The 17330-nt window shown below is 41.9% G+C and carries 17 protein-coding genes and 1 pseudogene; 3 read left to right on the forward strand and 15 right to left on the reverse strand.

The window, feature by feature from the left end:
* Positions 1-671 precede the first annotated feature (671 nt).
* Positions 672-1019 (forward strand): annotated as a pseudogene (locus JMX13_RS13815) (septal ring lytic transglycosylase RlpA family protein); the annotation flags it as partial.
* Between the two features lie 185 nt (positions 1020-1204).
* Here JMX13_RS13815 and radA read toward each other — a convergent pair.
* The 11 genes from radA to JMX13_RS05390 all read right to left on the reverse strand — a co-directional run bounded on the left by radA (position 1205) and on the right by JMX13_RS05390 (position 12529).
* The gene (radA, locus tag JMX13_RS05340) at positions 1205-2641 is read right to left on the reverse strand and encodes a DNA repair protein RadA (protein ID WP_201610503.1); all 1437 of its coding nucleotides are present in this window, start codon (positions 2639-2641) and stop codon (positions 1205-1207) included.
* A gap of 295 nt (positions 2642-2936) precedes the next feature.
* Positions 2937-3647, reverse strand: a complete 711-nt coding sequence (gene lptB / locus JMX13_RS05345) for an LPS export ABC transporter ATP-binding protein (protein ID WP_201610832.1) — start codon at positions 3645-3647, stop codon at positions 2937-2939.
* A gap of 258 nt (positions 3648-3905) precedes the next feature.
* On the reverse strand, positions 3906-4394 hold the full coding sequence (gene lptA / locus JMX13_RS05350; RefSeq protein ID WP_201610840.1) for a lipopolysaccharide transport periplasmic protein LptA: 489 nt from the start codon (positions 4392-4394) through the stop codon (positions 3906-3908).
* A gap of 249 nt (positions 4395-4643) precedes the next feature.
* Complete coding sequence (gene lptC, locus JMX13_RS05355) at positions 4644-5228, reverse strand: LPS export ABC transporter periplasmic protein LptC (protein WP_201610505.1); 585 nt, start codon at positions 5226-5228, stop codon at positions 4644-4646.
* Positions 5225-5791 carry a KdsC family phosphatase gene (locus JMX13_RS05360; RefSeq protein ID WP_201610507.1) on the reverse strand — a complete coding sequence of 189 codons (567 nt, stop codon included), beginning with the start codon at positions 5789-5791 and terminating at the stop codon, positions 5225-5227. The genes lptC and JMX13_RS05360 overlap by 4 nt, the downstream gene beginning before the upstream one ends.
* A 97-nt stretch (positions 5792-5888) precedes the next feature.
* A complete protein-coding gene (locus JMX13_RS05365; protein WP_201610515.1) occupies positions 5889-6881 on the reverse strand; it encodes a KpsF/GutQ family sugar-phosphate isomerase in 993 nt (330 codons plus the stop codon).
* Between the two features lie 345 nt (positions 6882-7226).
* Positions 7227-7766 carry an RNA chaperone Hfq gene (gene hfq, locus JMX13_RS05370; RefSeq protein WP_201610529.1) on the reverse strand — a complete coding sequence of 180 codons (540 nt, stop codon included), beginning with the start codon at positions 7764-7766 and terminating at the stop codon, positions 7227-7229.
* Between the two features lie 467 nt (positions 7767-8233).
* Positions 8234-9424 (reverse strand): tRNA (adenosine(37)-N6)-dimethylallyltransferase MiaA, encoded by a 1191-nt coding sequence (miaA, locus tag JMX13_RS05375; RefSeq protein WP_201610537.1) that lies wholly within the window; start codon positions 9422-9424, stop codon positions 8234-8236.
* Positions 9425-9549: 125 nt separating this feature from the next.
* Positions 9550-11337: a DNA mismatch repair endonuclease MutL gene (mutL, locus tag JMX13_RS05380; RefSeq protein WP_201610546.1), complete on the reverse strand. Its 1788-nt coding sequence runs from the start codon at positions 11335-11337 to the stop codon at positions 9550-9552.
* A gap of 51 nt (positions 11338-11388) precedes the next feature.
* Positions 11389-11913 (reverse strand): tRNA (adenosine(37)-N6)-threonylcarbamoyltransferase complex ATPase subunit type 1 TsaE, encoded by a 525-nt coding sequence (gene tsaE, locus JMX13_RS05385; protein ID WP_201610554.1) that lies wholly within the window; start codon positions 11911-11913, stop codon positions 11389-11391.
* Entirely contained in the window at positions 11906-12529 is a 624-nt protein-coding gene (locus JMX13_RS05390; RefSeq protein WP_201610557.1) for a 6-pyruvoyl trahydropterin synthase family protein, read from the reverse strand. The genes tsaE and JMX13_RS05390 overlap by 8 nt, the downstream gene beginning before the upstream one ends.
* Before the next feature lie 378 nt (positions 12530-12907).
* Between JMX13_RS05390 and JMX13_RS13765 the strand changes: the two genes are divergently transcribed.
* The gene (locus JMX13_RS13765; protein ID WP_020443648.1) at positions 12908-13030 is read left to right on the forward strand and encodes a hypothetical protein; all 123 of its coding nucleotides are present in this window, start codon (positions 12908-12910) and stop codon (positions 13028-13030) included.
* 101 nt (positions 13031-13131) lie between these two features.
* Here the strand turns inward: JMX13_RS13765 and JMX13_RS05395 are convergent, their stop codons facing one another.
* From JMX13_RS05395 to JMX13_RS05405, 3 genes are read right to left on the reverse strand one after another with little or no spacing between them, the layout of a single operon-like run.
* Positions 13132-13464 carry a YnfA family protein gene (locus JMX13_RS05395; RefSeq protein WP_201610559.1) on the reverse strand — a complete coding sequence of 111 codons (333 nt, stop codon included), beginning with the start codon at positions 13462-13464 and terminating at the stop codon, positions 13132-13134.
* 11 nt (positions 13465-13475) lie between these two features.
* Positions 13476-14282 carry a PhzF family phenazine biosynthesis protein gene (locus JMX13_RS05400; protein ID WP_201610561.1) on the reverse strand — a complete coding sequence of 269 codons (807 nt, stop codon included), beginning with the start codon at positions 14280-14282 and terminating at the stop codon, positions 13476-13478.
* A 53-nt stretch (positions 14283-14335) separates the two neighbouring features.
* Positions 14336-14797 carry a methyltransferase family protein gene (locus JMX13_RS05405; protein ID WP_201610563.1) on the reverse strand — a complete coding sequence of 154 codons (462 nt, stop codon included), beginning with the start codon at positions 14795-14797 and terminating at the stop codon, positions 14336-14338.
* A gap of 280 nt (positions 14798-15077) precedes the next feature.
* On the opposite strand from JMX13_RS05405, the gene htpX reads away from it, so the two are divergent.
* The gene (htpX, locus tag JMX13_RS05410) at positions 15078-15992 is read left to right on the forward strand and encodes a protease HtpX (RefSeq protein WP_201610565.1); all 915 of its coding nucleotides are present in this window, start codon (positions 15078-15080) and stop codon (positions 15990-15992) included.
* Positions 15993-16261: 269 nt separating this feature from the next.
* Here htpX and JMX13_RS05415 read toward each other — a convergent pair whose 3' ends face one another.
* Complete coding sequence (locus JMX13_RS05415) at positions 16262-17041, reverse strand: hypothetical protein (RefSeq protein WP_201610567.1); 780 nt, start codon at positions 17039-17041, stop codon at positions 16262-16264.
* Between the last annotated feature and the right edge of the window lie 289 nt (positions 17042-17330).

Here is a 17330-nt window from a genome sequence, read left to right on the forward strand (position 1 = left end):
ACGGTTTAATAACAAAGAAATACGCAATACTCTTTAAACCCTTTATTAATTTAGCAATATGACTTAGCAATGTAAGAAGGTTCGTTTATCGGATAGCAGTACCCATTTTAGTGGTTGATTCGTTTTTAATAACGATTGTTAACTATCATTTGAGCGTGTCATAAGTGTGTTTGGTCAGTCGTATATAAACGATAAACGCCTCCTCACTTATGATGATGAAATGAAAATTACCATACGTTAGAGCTTATAAAAGCCCGCATTTATTATTATCATTATGAGAACGTCAGATAATATAGAGGCTTTCGAGTTTGCGACACGGTTAGATTGGTCTAACACTGTCTCGCTCCCTCTAAGAGGTTTTAGAGTTAAGTTTTAAGGTATAAGCTATAGAGGTATTTATGAATAAGCGTTTATCTGGTTTACTTACAATGTCGGCAGTTTTATTTGCTGGCTCTGCAATCGCTTCTAATGCAAATGCTGTAGAATCAAAAACCTCCCTTGCAATGGTCTCGCAAGATAACGCCTCCCATATCGACCGTGTACTCGGTGAACTTAGTCGCCAACATAACGGCGCATCAAGCTTAGTTAAGTCTGCCCGCCAACCTACTTCATTGGCGCTGAGCAGCTCACTGTTAGCCAGTGACACAGCACAAGTATCTAATGATGAAGATGTTCTAGAACGCCTAACAGCGGTTGCATCTAACTCTGTGAGCAAATTTAAGCAAACGGGCCTAGCCTCTTGGTATGGTCGTCAGTTTCATGGTCGCAAAACCGCTAGTGGTGAAACCTTCGATATGAATGGCCTAACTGCCGCTCACCGTTCACTGCCACTGAACTGCTACGTTAAAGTTACCAACAAAACCAATGGCAAAAGTGTTGTGGTTAAAGTCAATGACCGTGGTCCATTCCATGGTAACCGTGTCATGGATTTATCATATGGTGCTGCCAAGCAACTGGGTATTACGGCTAAAGGTGTGGGTAACGTCGCTATTGAGCGTGTTTCAGGCCCATCTTCATAAACCATTAACGTCTTAGAACAATAGCGTTTTAAGCCTTTAACGGTTTCGTATTATAAAGACCACAAGTCTTTTCTTTATAGCCGTATTTTATAAATAAATAAAAAGCGCCTAACTTTTAATGAGTTAGGCGCTTTTTATTGTTTAGCGTTTAACACTTAGTAATTAGAAGCTTTGTGCTCAAAATCCTATAGCTCAAACGCCCTTTCAATCGCATCGTCTAAGCGTTCTACTGCAATCACATTGATACCTTTAAACTGCGGCGCATCTTTGGCAGGCGCATTGGCTTTAGGGATAATCGCGTGTTTAAAACCATGTTTCATCGCTTCTTTTAAGCGTTCTTGACCATTGGGTACTGGGCGAATCTCACCAGACAAACCGACTTCACCAAATACCGCCAGTGATGACGGCAATGGCTTCTCTTTGATACTAGAGGCACACGCCAACAGCACCGCCAAATCAGAACCGGTTTCGATCACTTTCACTCCACCAACAACGTTGACATAAACATCTTGTCCGCTAGTATGGATACCGCCATGACGATGCATGACCGCTAGCAACATAGATAGTCGCTGAAAGTCCAATCCCAATGCCATGCGTCTCGGTGAACCTTGTGAATCATCAACCAAGGCTTGTACTTCTACCAGTAGTGGTCTGGTACCTTCACGGCTCACCATCACCACAGAGCCAGCCACCGGCTTGTCATAACGGCTGAGAAATATCGCTGACGGATTGGCAACTTCTTTCAGCCCCATATCAGTCATGCCAAAAATCCCTAGCTCATTGACCGCACCAAAACGGTTTTTGACCGCGCGTATCATACGAAAACGTGAATCAGATTGACCTTCAAAATATAAAACCGTATCAACCATATGCTCAAGCACGCGCGGACCGGCAAGCGTACCTTCTTTGGTCACATGTCCCACTAAGAATAATGCCGTACCAGTTTGCTTAGCATAGCGGGTTAAAATGGCCGCCGACTCGCGAATCTGACTGACACCGCCCGGCGCTGAATTTATTGCATCGGTATAAATGGTCTGAATAGAATCAATAATGGCAATCGCTGGTTGTTCTTGAGTCAAAGCCGCACAGATCGTTTCAACATTGGTTTCAGCAAGTACACGCAACCTATCCGCCGGCAAATCTAAGCGTTTGGCACGCATAGCCACCTGTGCCAATGATTCCTCGCCTGTCACATACAGAGCGCTACCTGCCAATGAATCAGCCTTTGCCATATTGGTCGCGGTTTGCAGCAAAATCGTCGATTTACCGATGCCTGGGTCACCCCCTATCAAAACGACGGAACCGGCAACCAATCCGCCACCCAACACCCGATCAAACTCACTAATACCCGTTGGTAAGCGCGTATCTAAACCGACGCTTACGGCATTGAGTGGCATGACCGCACTATGTGTGCCAGAGTAGTTTCCAGCGGGCGCACCGTCGCTACGAGAAACAGCGCGGCTAGGATTGGGTTTTGCGGTATTTTTGTTATGATGCGGCATACTGACGTTCGGTGCTTCAACCAAGCTATTCCATTCGCCGCAATCTGTACACTGTCCTGCCCACTTACCGAAATGCGCACCGCAATGCTGACAAACATAACTGCTTTTATTTTTTGCCATAACGTATGAACCTTATTCAGCTGGTCAATCGAAAGTAATAAATAGAGAGAAATAAATAGAATTTTATGAAGCTCTGTAAGAGCTTAAATACAAGAGTGATAGAGATGATATAACAGCCTGTAGAATCAGGCGGTAATTTATAGAGGACTGTGCTTGCAAAGAATGCACTGACAAAGATTGCTATTATAAAAAAGCAATCGCCAAATATTAAGTTGCAACTTGCCTGCTAACGAAATATTTGACTAAAAATATAGATAAGATTTTAGAAAATTATATTAGTTAAGACATGGATTTTTTATACTTGAAAATCCTTACCAAGATAAACTGATTTCACCAATTCATTTTCTAATACTTCGCACGATGTCCCTTCAGCGATGATGGCGCCTTCTGAAACGATATAGGCTTTTTCACAAATCGCTAAAGTATCTCGCACGTTATGGTCAGTGATTAACACCCCAATACCGCGATTTTTTAACGTTAAAATAACGTCTTTAATATCACTTACCGAGATAGGATCAACACCAGCAAAAGGCTCATCCAATAAGATGAATTTAGGGTCAGCAGCCAAAGCGCGAGCAATCTCACAGCGGCGACGTTCACCGCCTGAGACACTCATGCCCAGTGATTTGCGTACATGTTCTAAATGGAACTCACCGATCAATTTTTCAAGCTCTTGCCTCTGCTCAGAGGAGCTCAATTCTTTACGAGTTTGCAGAATAGCTAAGATATTGTCTTCAATGGATAATTTACGAAAAATAGACGCTTCTTGCGGCAAATAGCCAATGCCGGCGCGCGCACGCTCATGCATGGCATATTTTGATAAGTCCATTTTTCCTAAGGTGACACGGCCTTTATCCATGTTGACCAATCCTACCACCATATAAAAACTGGTGGTTTTGCCCGCACCGTTTGGACCTAGTAGTCCGACGACTTGTCCTTGTTCAACAGAGAATGACACATCTTTTACTACCCAGCGTTTACCATAACGCTTGCCTAAGTTTTGCATCGTTAAACGGGCGACAGGTTCAGAGCTATTCGCTGACGCTATAGAGTCATTATTAAGCTCATTGCTACTAACAACATTATTTTTAATATCACTCATAACTTACTCATCACTTACTTGTAAAGTTGCAACACTCAAGCGCTAATATGGATAGCGTAAATACGGACGGCTTAGAGGTTTAAAAGTTTAACGATTTTAATGCATTCAGCTTTATTAACCATCCAATCAATTATCATTTAATACATTAATCAGTACAATCGTTTAACGTATACTGCTTTGATTGGTACTGTTATTAGGCGGGAAAACCAACTCAACACGTTGATTGCCACCTGCGGTTGCTTCTACATCGCCTGCTTTTAAGCTATAACGAATGACATTACCGGCAAAACTGGCGCCATTTTGTACCAGTTTTGCATTGCCTGTAAGCGTAACAATACCTGTGACCGCATTATAGTCGATTTTATTCGCCTGACCTTTTGCCAAGCCTTTTTCTTGCGTAACGACTTGCTGCATGGTGGCTGGACGACCAGTTGCGACGGCCGAGTTGATACTGCGACCCTGTGATAGATTGACCGTAATATTATCAGCGGTCATCTTGAACGTCCCTTGGGTAATCACCACCGTACCCGAATAACTGGTAACTCCTGTGCGTTCGCTATAAGTGGCTTTATCGGCTAATAATTTGATTTCTTGATTGGCATCTGATGGCAAAGCATGGCTGTATAACGGCAAGGCTAACAGAATCACCATCGGCAGCGTGCGCAATCCCTTTGATACTTGGATAGAGCGCGTCGATAGCAAGCGTAAAGTAGGCAAAAAAGTGGATTTCATAAAAGTTACTCGTATCATTATGGGTAGTAGAGTTTGCAAACTTCCTGCTAGGTGCTGCTGTTAATAAGCATGTAATATCACTGTAAGGGCTAAAATAATCGGAAAATTCATACAATATTAAAGCTACAAGCTGACATTAATTTAAAGCTTAAGTAGTTATTAAAGATTTTAAAACAAGGCTTTGTCTTGGCGTTTCGCAGGCATAAAAGCAACAGTAACCTTGCCAAATTCATAGTCACCAGTTTCAAGATTGGCTTTCATGCTTGATGCCTCAAAGCGATTCATCCCTTGCTCAACTTTTACTGGCTCATCACTATAAACTTGACCTGACTTAGTATTGCCTTTTAATGTGGCACCAGTCACTTTAATAGGTTCAACATCAGACGTACCTGTCTTACCTTCGCTGACTAAGGAAAAACCGCCTGATAAGCTCATATCGCCCGTCTGCTGACTGATCGCGGCACTACCCGCTTCAATGCGATAGCGCTGCTCATCTGAAGGCTCCCAATTCATCGTAATGCCTTTCATCTCATCCTTGTTGGTCACAGGATTATGGGTCAAGGATTCAGCACTAAGTTCGTACTCTGTTTTTCCCTCATCGTTGGTCTGCACCGCTTTAATGTCGGTTGCTTCATAATCAACATCACTCGCTCCAATACTGACCGGTGGCGTAATCTCTCCTTGCTGCTTAAAAAACCAGCCAGCAATCACAGCGAGAATCAACGCAAGAACGATTAAAACACGAGTATTCACGACAAATCATCCTGAGTTTTGGCTTCATCAAGCGTATAAGAGGCAATAAAATCCTGATAGTGTCCATGACCCTTTAAAATAACATCACATATTTCACGTACAGCGCCCGTACCACCTGCGCGCGTGGTGACCATATGGCTGCGTTTTATAACTTCTGCATGTGCGTTTGGAACAGTGGCGGCAAAACCAACGGTTTGCATGGCTTTGATATCGGGTAAATCATCGCCCATATACGCACAATCGGTAGCGGTAATATTGAGATTAGGATCAAGCGTAGCTAATAGCTCATTTAGAGCAATCAGCTTGTCATCACGACCTTGTACAATATGATTGACACCCATCTCAGCAGCACGCTTGTCTACCATAGGGCTGCTACGACCGGTGATAATAGCGGTCAAAATACCATAACGTGCCAACGATTTAACGCCCACGCCATCATGTACTGAAAAGGCCTTGGTCTCAATACCATTGGCATCATAAATAATCTGACCGTTTGATAAAATACCATCAACATCCATGACCAATAACTTTACCTGTCCGGCTTTTTTAATTAAGTCTTGCATCAGTGCTCTCTTATTAAAGGCTTTTTTAATATGGTAGTTATTAATATAGTACTTATTAATACAATAATCATTCATGCAATAATTGTTAATGCACTACTTATTTTACACCGGCTTGTAATAAATCATGCACCGTGATGACGGCTTCCAAGCGCTCCGACTCATCAATGATCAGCAGTTGGCTAATCCCATTTTCATTCATCACACTCAGGGCATCTGATGCGCGCATGCTTTTACTAACACGGCGTGGATTGCTCACCATCAGCTCGCACATAGGTGTTTGCAAATCAATGCCTTTTTCTAAGCCGCGGCGCAAATCACCATCGGTAAATACACCGACCACTTTTTGCTGGTCATCAGTGACCACTGTCATACCTAGACGCCCAGCTGACATAGTAAATAACGCGTCTTGTAGCGGCGCTTGTTGATTAATCAGCGGTAGGTTTTCTGAATTGGTATGCATCAAATCTTCAACGCGCGTCAGCAATTGTCGTCCTAGCGCGCCAGCAGGATGTGATAACGCAAAGTCTTCTGATGTAAAGTTGCGAGCATGAACCAAGGCTACTGCCAACGCATCGCCTAATGCTAAAGTCGCCGTGGTACTAGAAGTCGGAGCAAGATTAAGCGGGCAAGCCTCTTGTGATTTACCAAGCGTCAAAACGATATCCGCCGCTCGTGGTAGCATACCGCGTTTGTCTCGGCTGATACTAATCAGCGGAATATTCAAGCGTTTGACTACGGGCAGCAGCATTCTAATCTCATCTGACTCACCGGAGTTTGAAATAGCAAGTAACACGTCGCCCTGTACCAACATTCCTAAGTCGCCATGCCCTGCTTCACCGGGATGCATAAAAAATGCTGGCGTGCCCGTAGAAGCAAAGGTTGCCGCTATTTTGCGCCCAATGAGTCCTGACTTCCCCATTCCCGTCACCACGACACGTCCTTTACAGGCTAAGATAATATCGCAGGCTTGAGCAAACCTATCATCGATTTGCTCAGTTAACAATTCTAGTGCCGCCATCTCAGTATGAATCGCTTCGATAGCAGTACTAATGAATTGTTCATGAGTGACATTACGTTGGGGGTTATTCATACAGCAGCTCGATATTCAGTGACTTTACATTCAAAAATCTTACATTCAACAACTTTAATTTTATCAACTTAAAACTCTAAATCCATAAGCCGAAACGGGAAATGAATCAATGGAATATTTTACTATACTATTTACGATATTGATAACGCTCTATATCAGTGATGCTTTATGTTAATAGTATAAATATAAAACATGATGAAGTGGCAAAATTTTAGTCTTAATCTAATTATTACTAGAGGCAATTATACTTCTATTTATACAAAAAAAACCCACTATAATATAGTAGGTCTTAAGCAGATATGAAACATTTTAATAACATACTTATAATCGATCGTATATAGCTATTTATTGATTGCTATCATCAGAGTCTTCGTTTGGCTTATTCTCAAAACCCGAATTATCTGACTGATTCTCAAAACCACGATCCTGACCAAAACCACCACGCTCAAAACCGCGCTCCTGACCTTGAGTAAAGCTGCCGCGCTCGAAACCACTCTCTTGACCTTGACTAAAGCCGCCACGATTAAAACCACTACGATTGGCAAAACCGCGCTCTTCAAAACCACCGGTACTCGCAAGATTACTACCGCGCTCAAAGCCACTACTCATACCACCACCTTGATAACCAATGGGTGCAGCACTTGGCGTCGCTGTACTGGTACCAGTTGCTGTGCTACTTCTAGGATTGCGCGCTGGCACTACTGTTGAGATGGCATGTTTATAAACCATTTGGCTAACGGTATTTTTTAGCAACACCACATATTGGTCAAATGACTCGATTTGACCTTGTAGCTTAATACCATTGACTAGAAAAATAGAAACAGGGATGCGATCTTTGCGCAGCGAGTTCAAGAACGGATCTTGTAAAGTTTGTCCTTTTGACATGAAATCTCTCCTAAATATTATATAATTATTTTTAGTGCCACTTATTCTTGGTGTCGCTTTAATTATAATGGCTATGGGCAGATACAATAATAAGTTTTATTTATAAAACGTATCTGAATAAGCACTAATTCTTGTTAAGTAATTCCACTTTATCGTGAATACGTTATTATTGTAAATAATTAAGTAACTACTTGTTTTTAAATTTATTTTGCAAACTAATTCATCAACAAACGTTAATTAATAAGCATTAAAAAAATAGTTGTATAAATATAATTCACACTAATTTACTATGGTTTAAATTATAACAGTTATCTGTTACGTATATTGAAATTAATTGTGAATATTTTCTTATACCCTATACAGCTTTACAATCAAGTTATATTGCTAATATTTTGTAAAATAAGAATTTTTAGCCGTTTATAGCAACAACATATAAGTCTTTTATATCACGAGCTATTTAGAGAAGGTTAATATAAATAATCTCGTGCCTGCTCCATCGTGCTAAATGAGCGTAATATCATCTTATCAGGGGCAGAATGATTCATATCAATAGATGAGGACGTTATGCTTGATGCAACTGTGACAGAATCTGAGAGCTGCATCACTTTGCGCAGCCACGTGTATTGGCGCTTTGCTAACTGCCTTGTCGCATATAATGCCTTATTTTGCATTTGCTGACAAGCAAGCGCCTCCGTTTGGTTAATGTCCTCAGTTAATTGAATGGTTAGCTGAGCAGCGCGCTCGGGGTTTATCTGCCCACTTATTGAAGCATCTATTTCACCAAAAGCATCATAAAATTGCGCTTTATCCAAATGCGCTTGTTCAAATATCGGATGCTTGATATGGACCAGGTATTCTAATACTTGTCGATAACCGACGCAGCGCATGGATGGTAAATTGGGCGTCAGTGGGTACTGCTCAAGCAATCCAATCACTTCCGCCACCAACCCGTCATGCCACATAATATCCAAACGTTGCTCGATACGCTTATGCAACCACGGGCGATCAGGCATCACCGCCAGCGCATGCCATTGCTGATTGGGATTATCAGCCAAGGCTTGCTTAGGCTTTTTTTGCCAGTCACTGATGGGTGTATTAGTTTGCAGATACACTTCAACTGCCCGAGTAATACGCTGAGTATCAGTGCCGTTCAGTCGCTCATGGCTAATCGGATCTATCTTACCGAGATAGTCATAGAGCGCACCAATACCTTCCTCTTGCCTCCACTGCTCCACGCGCGCGCGAACACTATCATCACTATCCGGTAAGGGAGATAGCCCATCAAGTAGCGCCATGTAATACATCATAGTGCCGCCAACAAGCAAGGGTATTTTGCCTTTCTCATGACAGCTATCAATTAAACGAGCAACATCTTGCACAAATTCAGCGACGCTATAGTTTTGCATCGGGTCAATGATATCAACCAAATGGTGTGGATAGCGCGCCAACTCTACAGCTGTTGGTTTCGCCGTACCGATATTCATATCACGATATATCAATGCCGAATCGACCGAAATTAGTTCATAACGTCCAGTATCATATAGTTCATACGCTAGTGCCGTCTTGCCACTCGCAGTCGGTGCCATCAAGCACACCACGCTATTATCCGTTAGCTTGGAATTTAGGCGATAAGATGAGCTAGCAGACGAAAGTTGCATAGGATTGCCTTTATGTATTATATGATTAGCACTAAGTAAATTTGTGCCATGTCACTGCTAAAGTCTGCTTATTATATTTCTTATATATTTTCTTAAATACTCTCTTAATATAGTCATCAAGAGATTCACTCAGGAGTAGATGACAGGACCATTGCAACCAATCGTTGGCTACTTATAGATTTGATCGCGTGTTTAACAAGTAAGGCTTCGATATCTGCTATAAAAATCAGTAAGTCTTGCGCTGACATTTGCATGCTGACGCTAGCAAGTTGCTGATTAATGGCAGCCGCACTGTGCAATATCTTATCTTTTTTAAATACCATATCGCCAAATACACGTGACTCAAACAATAAACCCATCTTTGACTGCCAAACTTCAGCACTAATTAATAAATATTTGCTTTGGTAATAAAATAATAACAAAGGCAGCGCTTTATGCTCAATATATGTCGTGCTAGTAGATTCAATCAACGCCTTATTTAAATCGTTAATCACATCTAGACAATAAGGCAAAGATGTCGAATTTATTGCTACATCATTAGCGACATTTAGAGTGTTTTGACTGATATTTTTACTAAAATTTTCAGCAAAACTTAATGTGTTTAGGGGTTGAGAAGTATGGGTGTTTTCTGAAAACTGATACGACTGTTTGGGCGCTTGCACTTGCTGGCTTTTGTTTAAATGAAGGACTGATGGCGTCTGTTGCCTTCCAGCAGCAAAGGCGTTATTGATAGACAGGCTATTATCTAATACTCGAGTATCATCATGAGCGGAATTAATGATCTGTTTAGTAGCAACCGCTTTAAGCTTTGATTGAATCGCATGACTGAGATGCGCCATGATGTTATTTAGCGGGCTGATTTTAATGCGTTGTTTAGACGGATGGACATTGATATTGAGCCACTCAGTTGGCAGATCAAAATAAAGCGCGTAGCCAATACCAGTTAGTTGAGAATTTTGGGCCAGTTGGCGTAGCTGATTGCTAATCAACGCTTCTTTTACCAGTCGTCCATTCACATAAATCAACTTTGGAAAAGCACTCTGAGAACCATTGCTAAGCCATAACCAACCGTTAATGCTCGCTTGACCACCAAAGTTATTATTCACATAGTCTTTAGGCAATTGCATCAAACTGGTAAGGTCGATGGATATTTCTAAGGCGTTGTCCGTTAATGGTAACCCAGTCGCTTGCTCAAGACGTGATAAAGGCAGACGATGAGCGTTATTGTTGCTGTTATTAGTGTTCTCGATATCATTTGCAGACATTTCTGTTGAAGAGTTTGCTCTTGAAGACAGTGACAACCGCTTTTTATTATCATGAAACAGCGTCAGTGCTACATCTGCGCGCGCCAAAGCCACTTCGCGGACAATCGTTTCGATATGACCGAACTCGGTCGCAATAGATTTTAAGTTGCCGCGGCGTGCTGGCACATTAAAGTATAAATCCTTGACGGTAATGGTCGTGCCACGGTGATGCACGACTGGCAACAGTTTTGGCACATCGTCCAATACACCGGCGACTTGCAATTGGCGACCAATACCACTGTCATAATGACTACTGGTTAAAGTCAAACGAGAAACCGCCGCCGTCGCTGCCAACGCTTCACCGCGAAAGCCCAATGTCATAATACCATGCAGGTTAGCCACATCAGCGACTTTACTGGTCGCATGGCGAGTAATTGCCATGACCATATCATCAGGATGAATACCCGTGCCGTTATCCACCACTTCAATCATACCCATGCCACCTTGGGTAATACGTATCTCAATATTGGTCGCACCAGCGTCTATCGCGTTTTCAAGCAGCTCTTTAACCACAGCGGCTGGGCGTGTCACCACCTCGCCTGCTGCCAATTGATTGATGAGCAGCGGCGATAGTTTTTTGATGCGGCTATTGGAGGGATTATCTGGCATTAATGAGTGTCATACTTTTATAAAACCTCAGAGGCAGTAGTGCGGTTTAACCTAAACTTCAAGAGAAGATAAATCTAAGCCCTGCGCTTGACCAGCCTTCGATAGTCGCAGCTCAACCTGACGCGCTTCTTTATCATTATCATCGCGATCAGCTTGCGTCATATCAATAAACAAAGTCGGCGGTGGTAAATAGCTGTCCGCACGGCTGGCCCATTCGATAATAACCAAGGCATTTGGTTCATCCAAATATTCATCAAAACCGATAAAAGACAGCTCTTCTGGGTCTTGTAAACGATATAAATCAGCATGATAAACAGGTTTAATTGACCCGTCGCCTTGCTCAATATTATAGGGCTCGACCAAGGTATAAGTCGGGCTTTTGACCGCACCTGTATGTCCGAGCTCCTGCAACCAATAGCGCGTCAGTGTCGTTTTACCAGCGCCTAAATCACCTGCTAACCAAACGCTACCCGATAAGGGTAATGCCGCCAATTGCACCGCCAAGCGCCGAGTATCTTCTTCAGAATTCAGCGTCAACGTTTTCACATTTTTGTCTTCTTTTATACTATTAGGCATCAGGCTTACCCTCCTTTACTTGCGTCTGTACTTGCATAGTCACGGATGAATTGATAAAGCTTTCACCACCAATCAGTTTGGCATATAGCTCCGTGTCATGCCATTCTGCCTTCACTTGCTCGCTAAACTCAAACTCTTCTAACACCAGCTTACCCATTTGCTCATTGGCTACATCGTCCGCAAAGCACTGTGCATAACCGGTTGCAGTCTCATGAGCAATCACCGAATAAACGCTGACATCAGATTCACCATTTTGCATTTGGGTTTGTTTTAAAATTTCTTGCGCCCAAAAGAAGATGACGCGTGAGAACTGCTCTGCTGATGGCGATACCGGCAGACTTATCCAGCGCGCACTGAATTTTTTACAGGCAGCGATATACTCAGGGTCGTCTTTGTTCCAAAAACAAATCGCATGATCAAAGCTGTCAATAATGTCCTTAATAGACGATTTTAATAGACCGAAATCATAAACCATTTGCCCATGGTCTAAGCGCTTAGCCTCAAGAATCAATTCAATCTGATAGCTATGACCGTGTATAGAATGTTTGCAGCGCTCAGAGCTACAATTACGCACGATATGCGCATTTTCAAATTTGAACAGTTTACGAATACGCATAGTAATTAACCAAAACAGTAAGCTTCATTGTGCTAAACATGAATATTATAAAGGTTTGCCGCGACGACGCATCGGCTTGCGGCTCATTATAGCAAATCATGATGACTCCGTAAGTAAGCACTTACTAATAGCCATATTGACTAAATGAATCCATTACGTCTATCATCCATTTATTAAAAACCATTTTAAAAAGCAGTATCAAAAAAAGGTTCCGTCAAATACAATCGTAGGTGAATTGTGCTCACGCTATCTATTACGACGCCTTAAGTCTATACTGTTTGTAGTACGCACAATTTGCGTCATCGGTATTACCCTAACCTTTAAGCTTGTTTATTTTGGTTTTAAAGGTATTACGGCTTATCTCAAGAGGAAAACACCATGAGTAAAGGTCAAGATAGTAAGAAGAATGTGAAGAAGAAACCGCTATTAACGGCAAAAGAGAAAAAAGCCGCTAAACAATCTAAAAAAGACGACAACGGCAGTATCTTAGGTAAACATTAATATCGAGTGCATCAGTATGCTAACTGAAGCTATATTAATCTAAACCATACTAATTAAAGCTATGCCAATTGAACCTAATGGTTTGATTGGCATTTTTTATGCTAGGTACTACGCGGCGCAAACATAATAATCGCCATTCCTAACAGTGCAACAGCCGAACCCAATATATCCCACGTGGTCGGCCTGATACCATTCACCGTCCATAACCATAGAATCGCCATCGATATATAGACACCGCCATAAGCGGCATAAACTCGACCAGCTGCGTTTGGATGTAAAGACAATAGCCAGACGAAAGCGACCAAGCTTAATGCACCAGGAACAAGCAGCCAAATCGACTTACCCTCTCGCAACCATAAATAAGGCAAATAACAACCTGCAATTTCTGCTAATGCGGTCAGCGCAAACAGTCCAACAGTTTTTAATTCAGTCAAACCAACCACTCCTAAACAGTGATAAATCCTGTCATATATTGCACGGCATTACCAGAAATCAGTATCCTATTACCAGCGACGACACAATCTAAAATACCGCCGCGACGTGATGCTTGATAAGCGACCAAGTTATTTTTCCCCAAGCGCTCAGCCCATAATGGTGCTAAAGCAGTATGAGCTGAACCCGTCACTGGGTCTTCATCGCCACCATTAGCAGGCCAAAAATAACGTGAGATAAAATCGTAATCTTTGTAGTCAGCAGACTTAGCCTGACAGGTGACCACTACATCTAATGGCGCAAGCTGTTTTAGTCGCTCGTTATCGCGCTCTACGTTTAGGACATCTGCTTCAGCATTATAAATCACAAAATATGCTTGGGTGTTTTTATAAACTTCGACTGATGCAATAGACAATCCTGCCAGCAAACTCTCGGGAATATCTTTGACCTTTTCAGGCTTAGTATTAGGAAAATCCATTTGTATTTTGCCATCATCCGTTTGCACGATAGTTAAAATCCCAACGGCTTCAGCAGAAAATTCAATGGTTTCTACATTAGGATTTTTGTTAAATAACACAAAGGCTGACGCCAAGGTTGCATGACCGCAAAATGCAATCTCAGTAAAGGGAGAAAACCAGCGGATATGATAAATGCTGTCATCTTCAAGAACAATAAAAGCTGTCTCCGATAAATTGTTTTCAAAGGCAATCAATTGCATCAAATCATCAGTAAGCCAGCTATCCGTGATAATAACGGCAGCAGAATTTCCTTTAAAAACGGTATCCGTAAAAGCGTCAACGACATTCATCTCTAGTTGCATAGCATTCTCTTATTTTTATTAAAATCAGTTTTGGCTATCTTTATGTCCAACGTTTACACCCAACGTCTGACTTTTGCCTTATAGGTCTGATAAGCCTTGCCAAATTTCTGTGCCAACATCCGCTCTTCTGGCTGGATTTGAAAACGGGTCATATAAAGTATAAAAAGGGGCAACAACACAAAGGCAAGAAAGTGTGACAGATATAATGCCCAGCTGAATAATATAAGCACCAAACCCACATACATGGGATTGCGGCTATATTGATACACGCCGCTGGTCACCAAACTTGAAACCTCTTCAAGCGCTTGCGGATTGGGCGTGGTCTGCGCTTTTCTAAATTGAGTGACGCCTAGAATACCGCTACCCAGTCCTATGACACCCAAACCTACTGCCAATGCAGTTGAGCCACCAAGCGAGAACTTCAAAGCGGGAGCAATTTTAGAGATGCCAACCATAGCAGCTGCGGTAACGATAACTTGCGCTACTGGCGGTACTTTTAGCTCTAGAGAATTCATAATGAAACCTTAGATAGGATTAAATGATATATGAGCGGTTAATTACTTATCATAGTACTGATTATTTTTTTAACTTTCTGTCTTTCAATTTTTATTAGTTAAACACTTTACGCCGCTATTGTCCCTACTTTACAAGTTTTAAGTGACTATTCATATTAGAATGAGCGCCTTTATTATCCCTAGAAGGTTATAATTATCATCTGTTTAATTTTTACCTTTTACTTTAATAAAGGTGTTGCTCCTAAAAATGTAGTTTAATTTGAATGAGGAAGTTAGCGTCATGATGCGTATCGGATTGTTTTTATTAACCAACTTAGCGGTGATTGTGGTCTTTAGCATCGTATTTGGTATTTTATCCAGATTTTTTGGGATTGGTGGCGTACATGGCGCGGGCGGGCTAAATTACACCAGTCTTGCCGTTATGTGCGGTATATACGGGATGGTTGGTTCGATGGTCTCGCTATTTATCTCAAAATGGATGGCGAAAAGATCAACGGGAACAGTGGTCATCGAAATGCCAAGCACCGCTACGGAAAAATGGCTGGTTGATACCGTCGCTAAACATGCGCAGGCGGTAAATATTGGGATGCCAGAAGTGGGGATTTTTAATAACTCACAGCCGAACGCGTTTGCAACGGGCTGGAACAAAAATAAAGCATTGGTTGCGGTCTCATCTGGACTACTACAAAGTATGACGCCTGATGAAATAGAAGCGGTGCTCGCGCATGAGATTGGCCATGTGGCCAATGGCGACATGGTCACACTGGCGCTCATTCAAGGGGTGGTGAACGCCTTTGTGATGTTCTTTGCGCGTATTATCGGCAGCTTCGTCGACCGCACTGTGTTTAAAAATACCAGCGATGGTCCGGGTATTGGTTACTTTGTCACCAGTATGGTGATGGATATTTTGCTTGGATTTTTGGCGTCTGCCATCGTTATGTGGTTTTCGCGCCTACGTGAATTCCGTGCCGATGAGATGGGTGCAAAGCTTGCCAGCCTTGACAAAATGATAAGTGCTCTTGATGCCTTGCGTCCTTCTGAGCAGCGTCCAGACCAGATGCCTGAGAGCATGAAAGCGTTTGCTATTTCATCAGGGCAATCTACTGGCTTTAGTATTGCAAACCTCTTTCGCTCACATCCAACGCTTGATGATCGTATTGCGGCGTTGAGGAAATATAATCCTCGGGAAGTTTGATGGTTTAACGTCGAGTCTGCTACTCGTTATCGATTTCAGTGTTAAAACTTAATGGTAAATATTTTATATAAAGAGTAGTGGGTGTTGGACTATTGGCTTTTTTGAACCTAGGGCGTGTCCTAATTTTAAAAATGGTGATAAAAATGAGATAAATTGCAGCCAAACAAGGAAAGTAGCGCAGTTAATATCGGGATATTACCCAGCTATTTGACGAAGTTTGGCAAAACTTAGCCCATTTAGATGTCTATCGATTGAATTGAGGACACGCCCTAACTCTCACACTGTACTTTTTTAAACTCCCACGCCATTGAGCCAACCTTTTTTGCAACTAAAATATCATTGCCTGATAAAAACAAAACCCCTTCAATACCTTCAAAATCATCGCCTGTACAAGTGTAATAGCTATAGAAATCTATTTTCAACGCAAAGGCTTGAATCAGTACATCGCTATATTTTGAAATATTGCCAATAGCGACGAGACTCATACCCATGATAAATACAAAAGCGATGCCTGTAAGCAGTTTTTTGTCCAAAGGCTGACGGTTAGTTGTTGCTGGTTTATCTGTTTTTTTGAAATAAAAATATACGCCAATAGCTATCAGGTAACTGCTGAGTAATGCCATAATGGCGTATTTAAAGAAAATAATAGCCGTCAATACACTAGTGGTAAGCGCTAAGTTACTGGGGTCAACTAAAAATATGCGATTCACTTCCCCAATTGCCCAAAGATAAGCACGCGCACTTATTAAGGCGACCAGCAAATAAAGGACAACCTGACCCCAGATGCTAGACTTTAGGTAGAGATAAACGATATTTTCAATCGATACCATAATGAGCATGATAAATAAAACAGCAGCGATTGAAAGGATAAGACCATAAGACACATAAAACGGCAAATGTAGTGCAAAACTTAGTACTAAGGCACTACTAAGAATAACAAGTATGATGGCAAACTTAGCAAAAAGCTGTGTGGTTTGAATCACCCACTCTCTAACAACATCGACAGTAATCTTTGGCGTTTCTACAGGTTTTTGCTCATCAATATTCATGAATACGGTCCTCCTTTACATAGAATACAATCAGAGCTAAGGTAATAGCTTGGGCGCCATGTGTTGGGACAAAAATGAATGGCCGTTATTTTCTCAGCCCAATCTGGCTCAGTGAGATGCGGCAAACCAGCTAAAACCATCGAATACTTCTTATAAATTGTTTAAAAGCGTCCACAAACCCAATCGCCGTATCGTCGCAAGATTCAATAATGATATTAGATGGCGCTTGCTAAAGTCATTAGGTTAATCGGCTAAAAAGTCTTTAAAAATATGATTTTTAAGAAAATTA

It is taken from the genome of Psychrobacter immobilis (assembly GCF_904846285.1).
Taxonomy (GTDB): Bacteria; Pseudomonadota; Gammaproteobacteria; order Pseudomonadales; family Moraxellaceae; genus Psychrobacter; species Psychrobacter immobilis_D.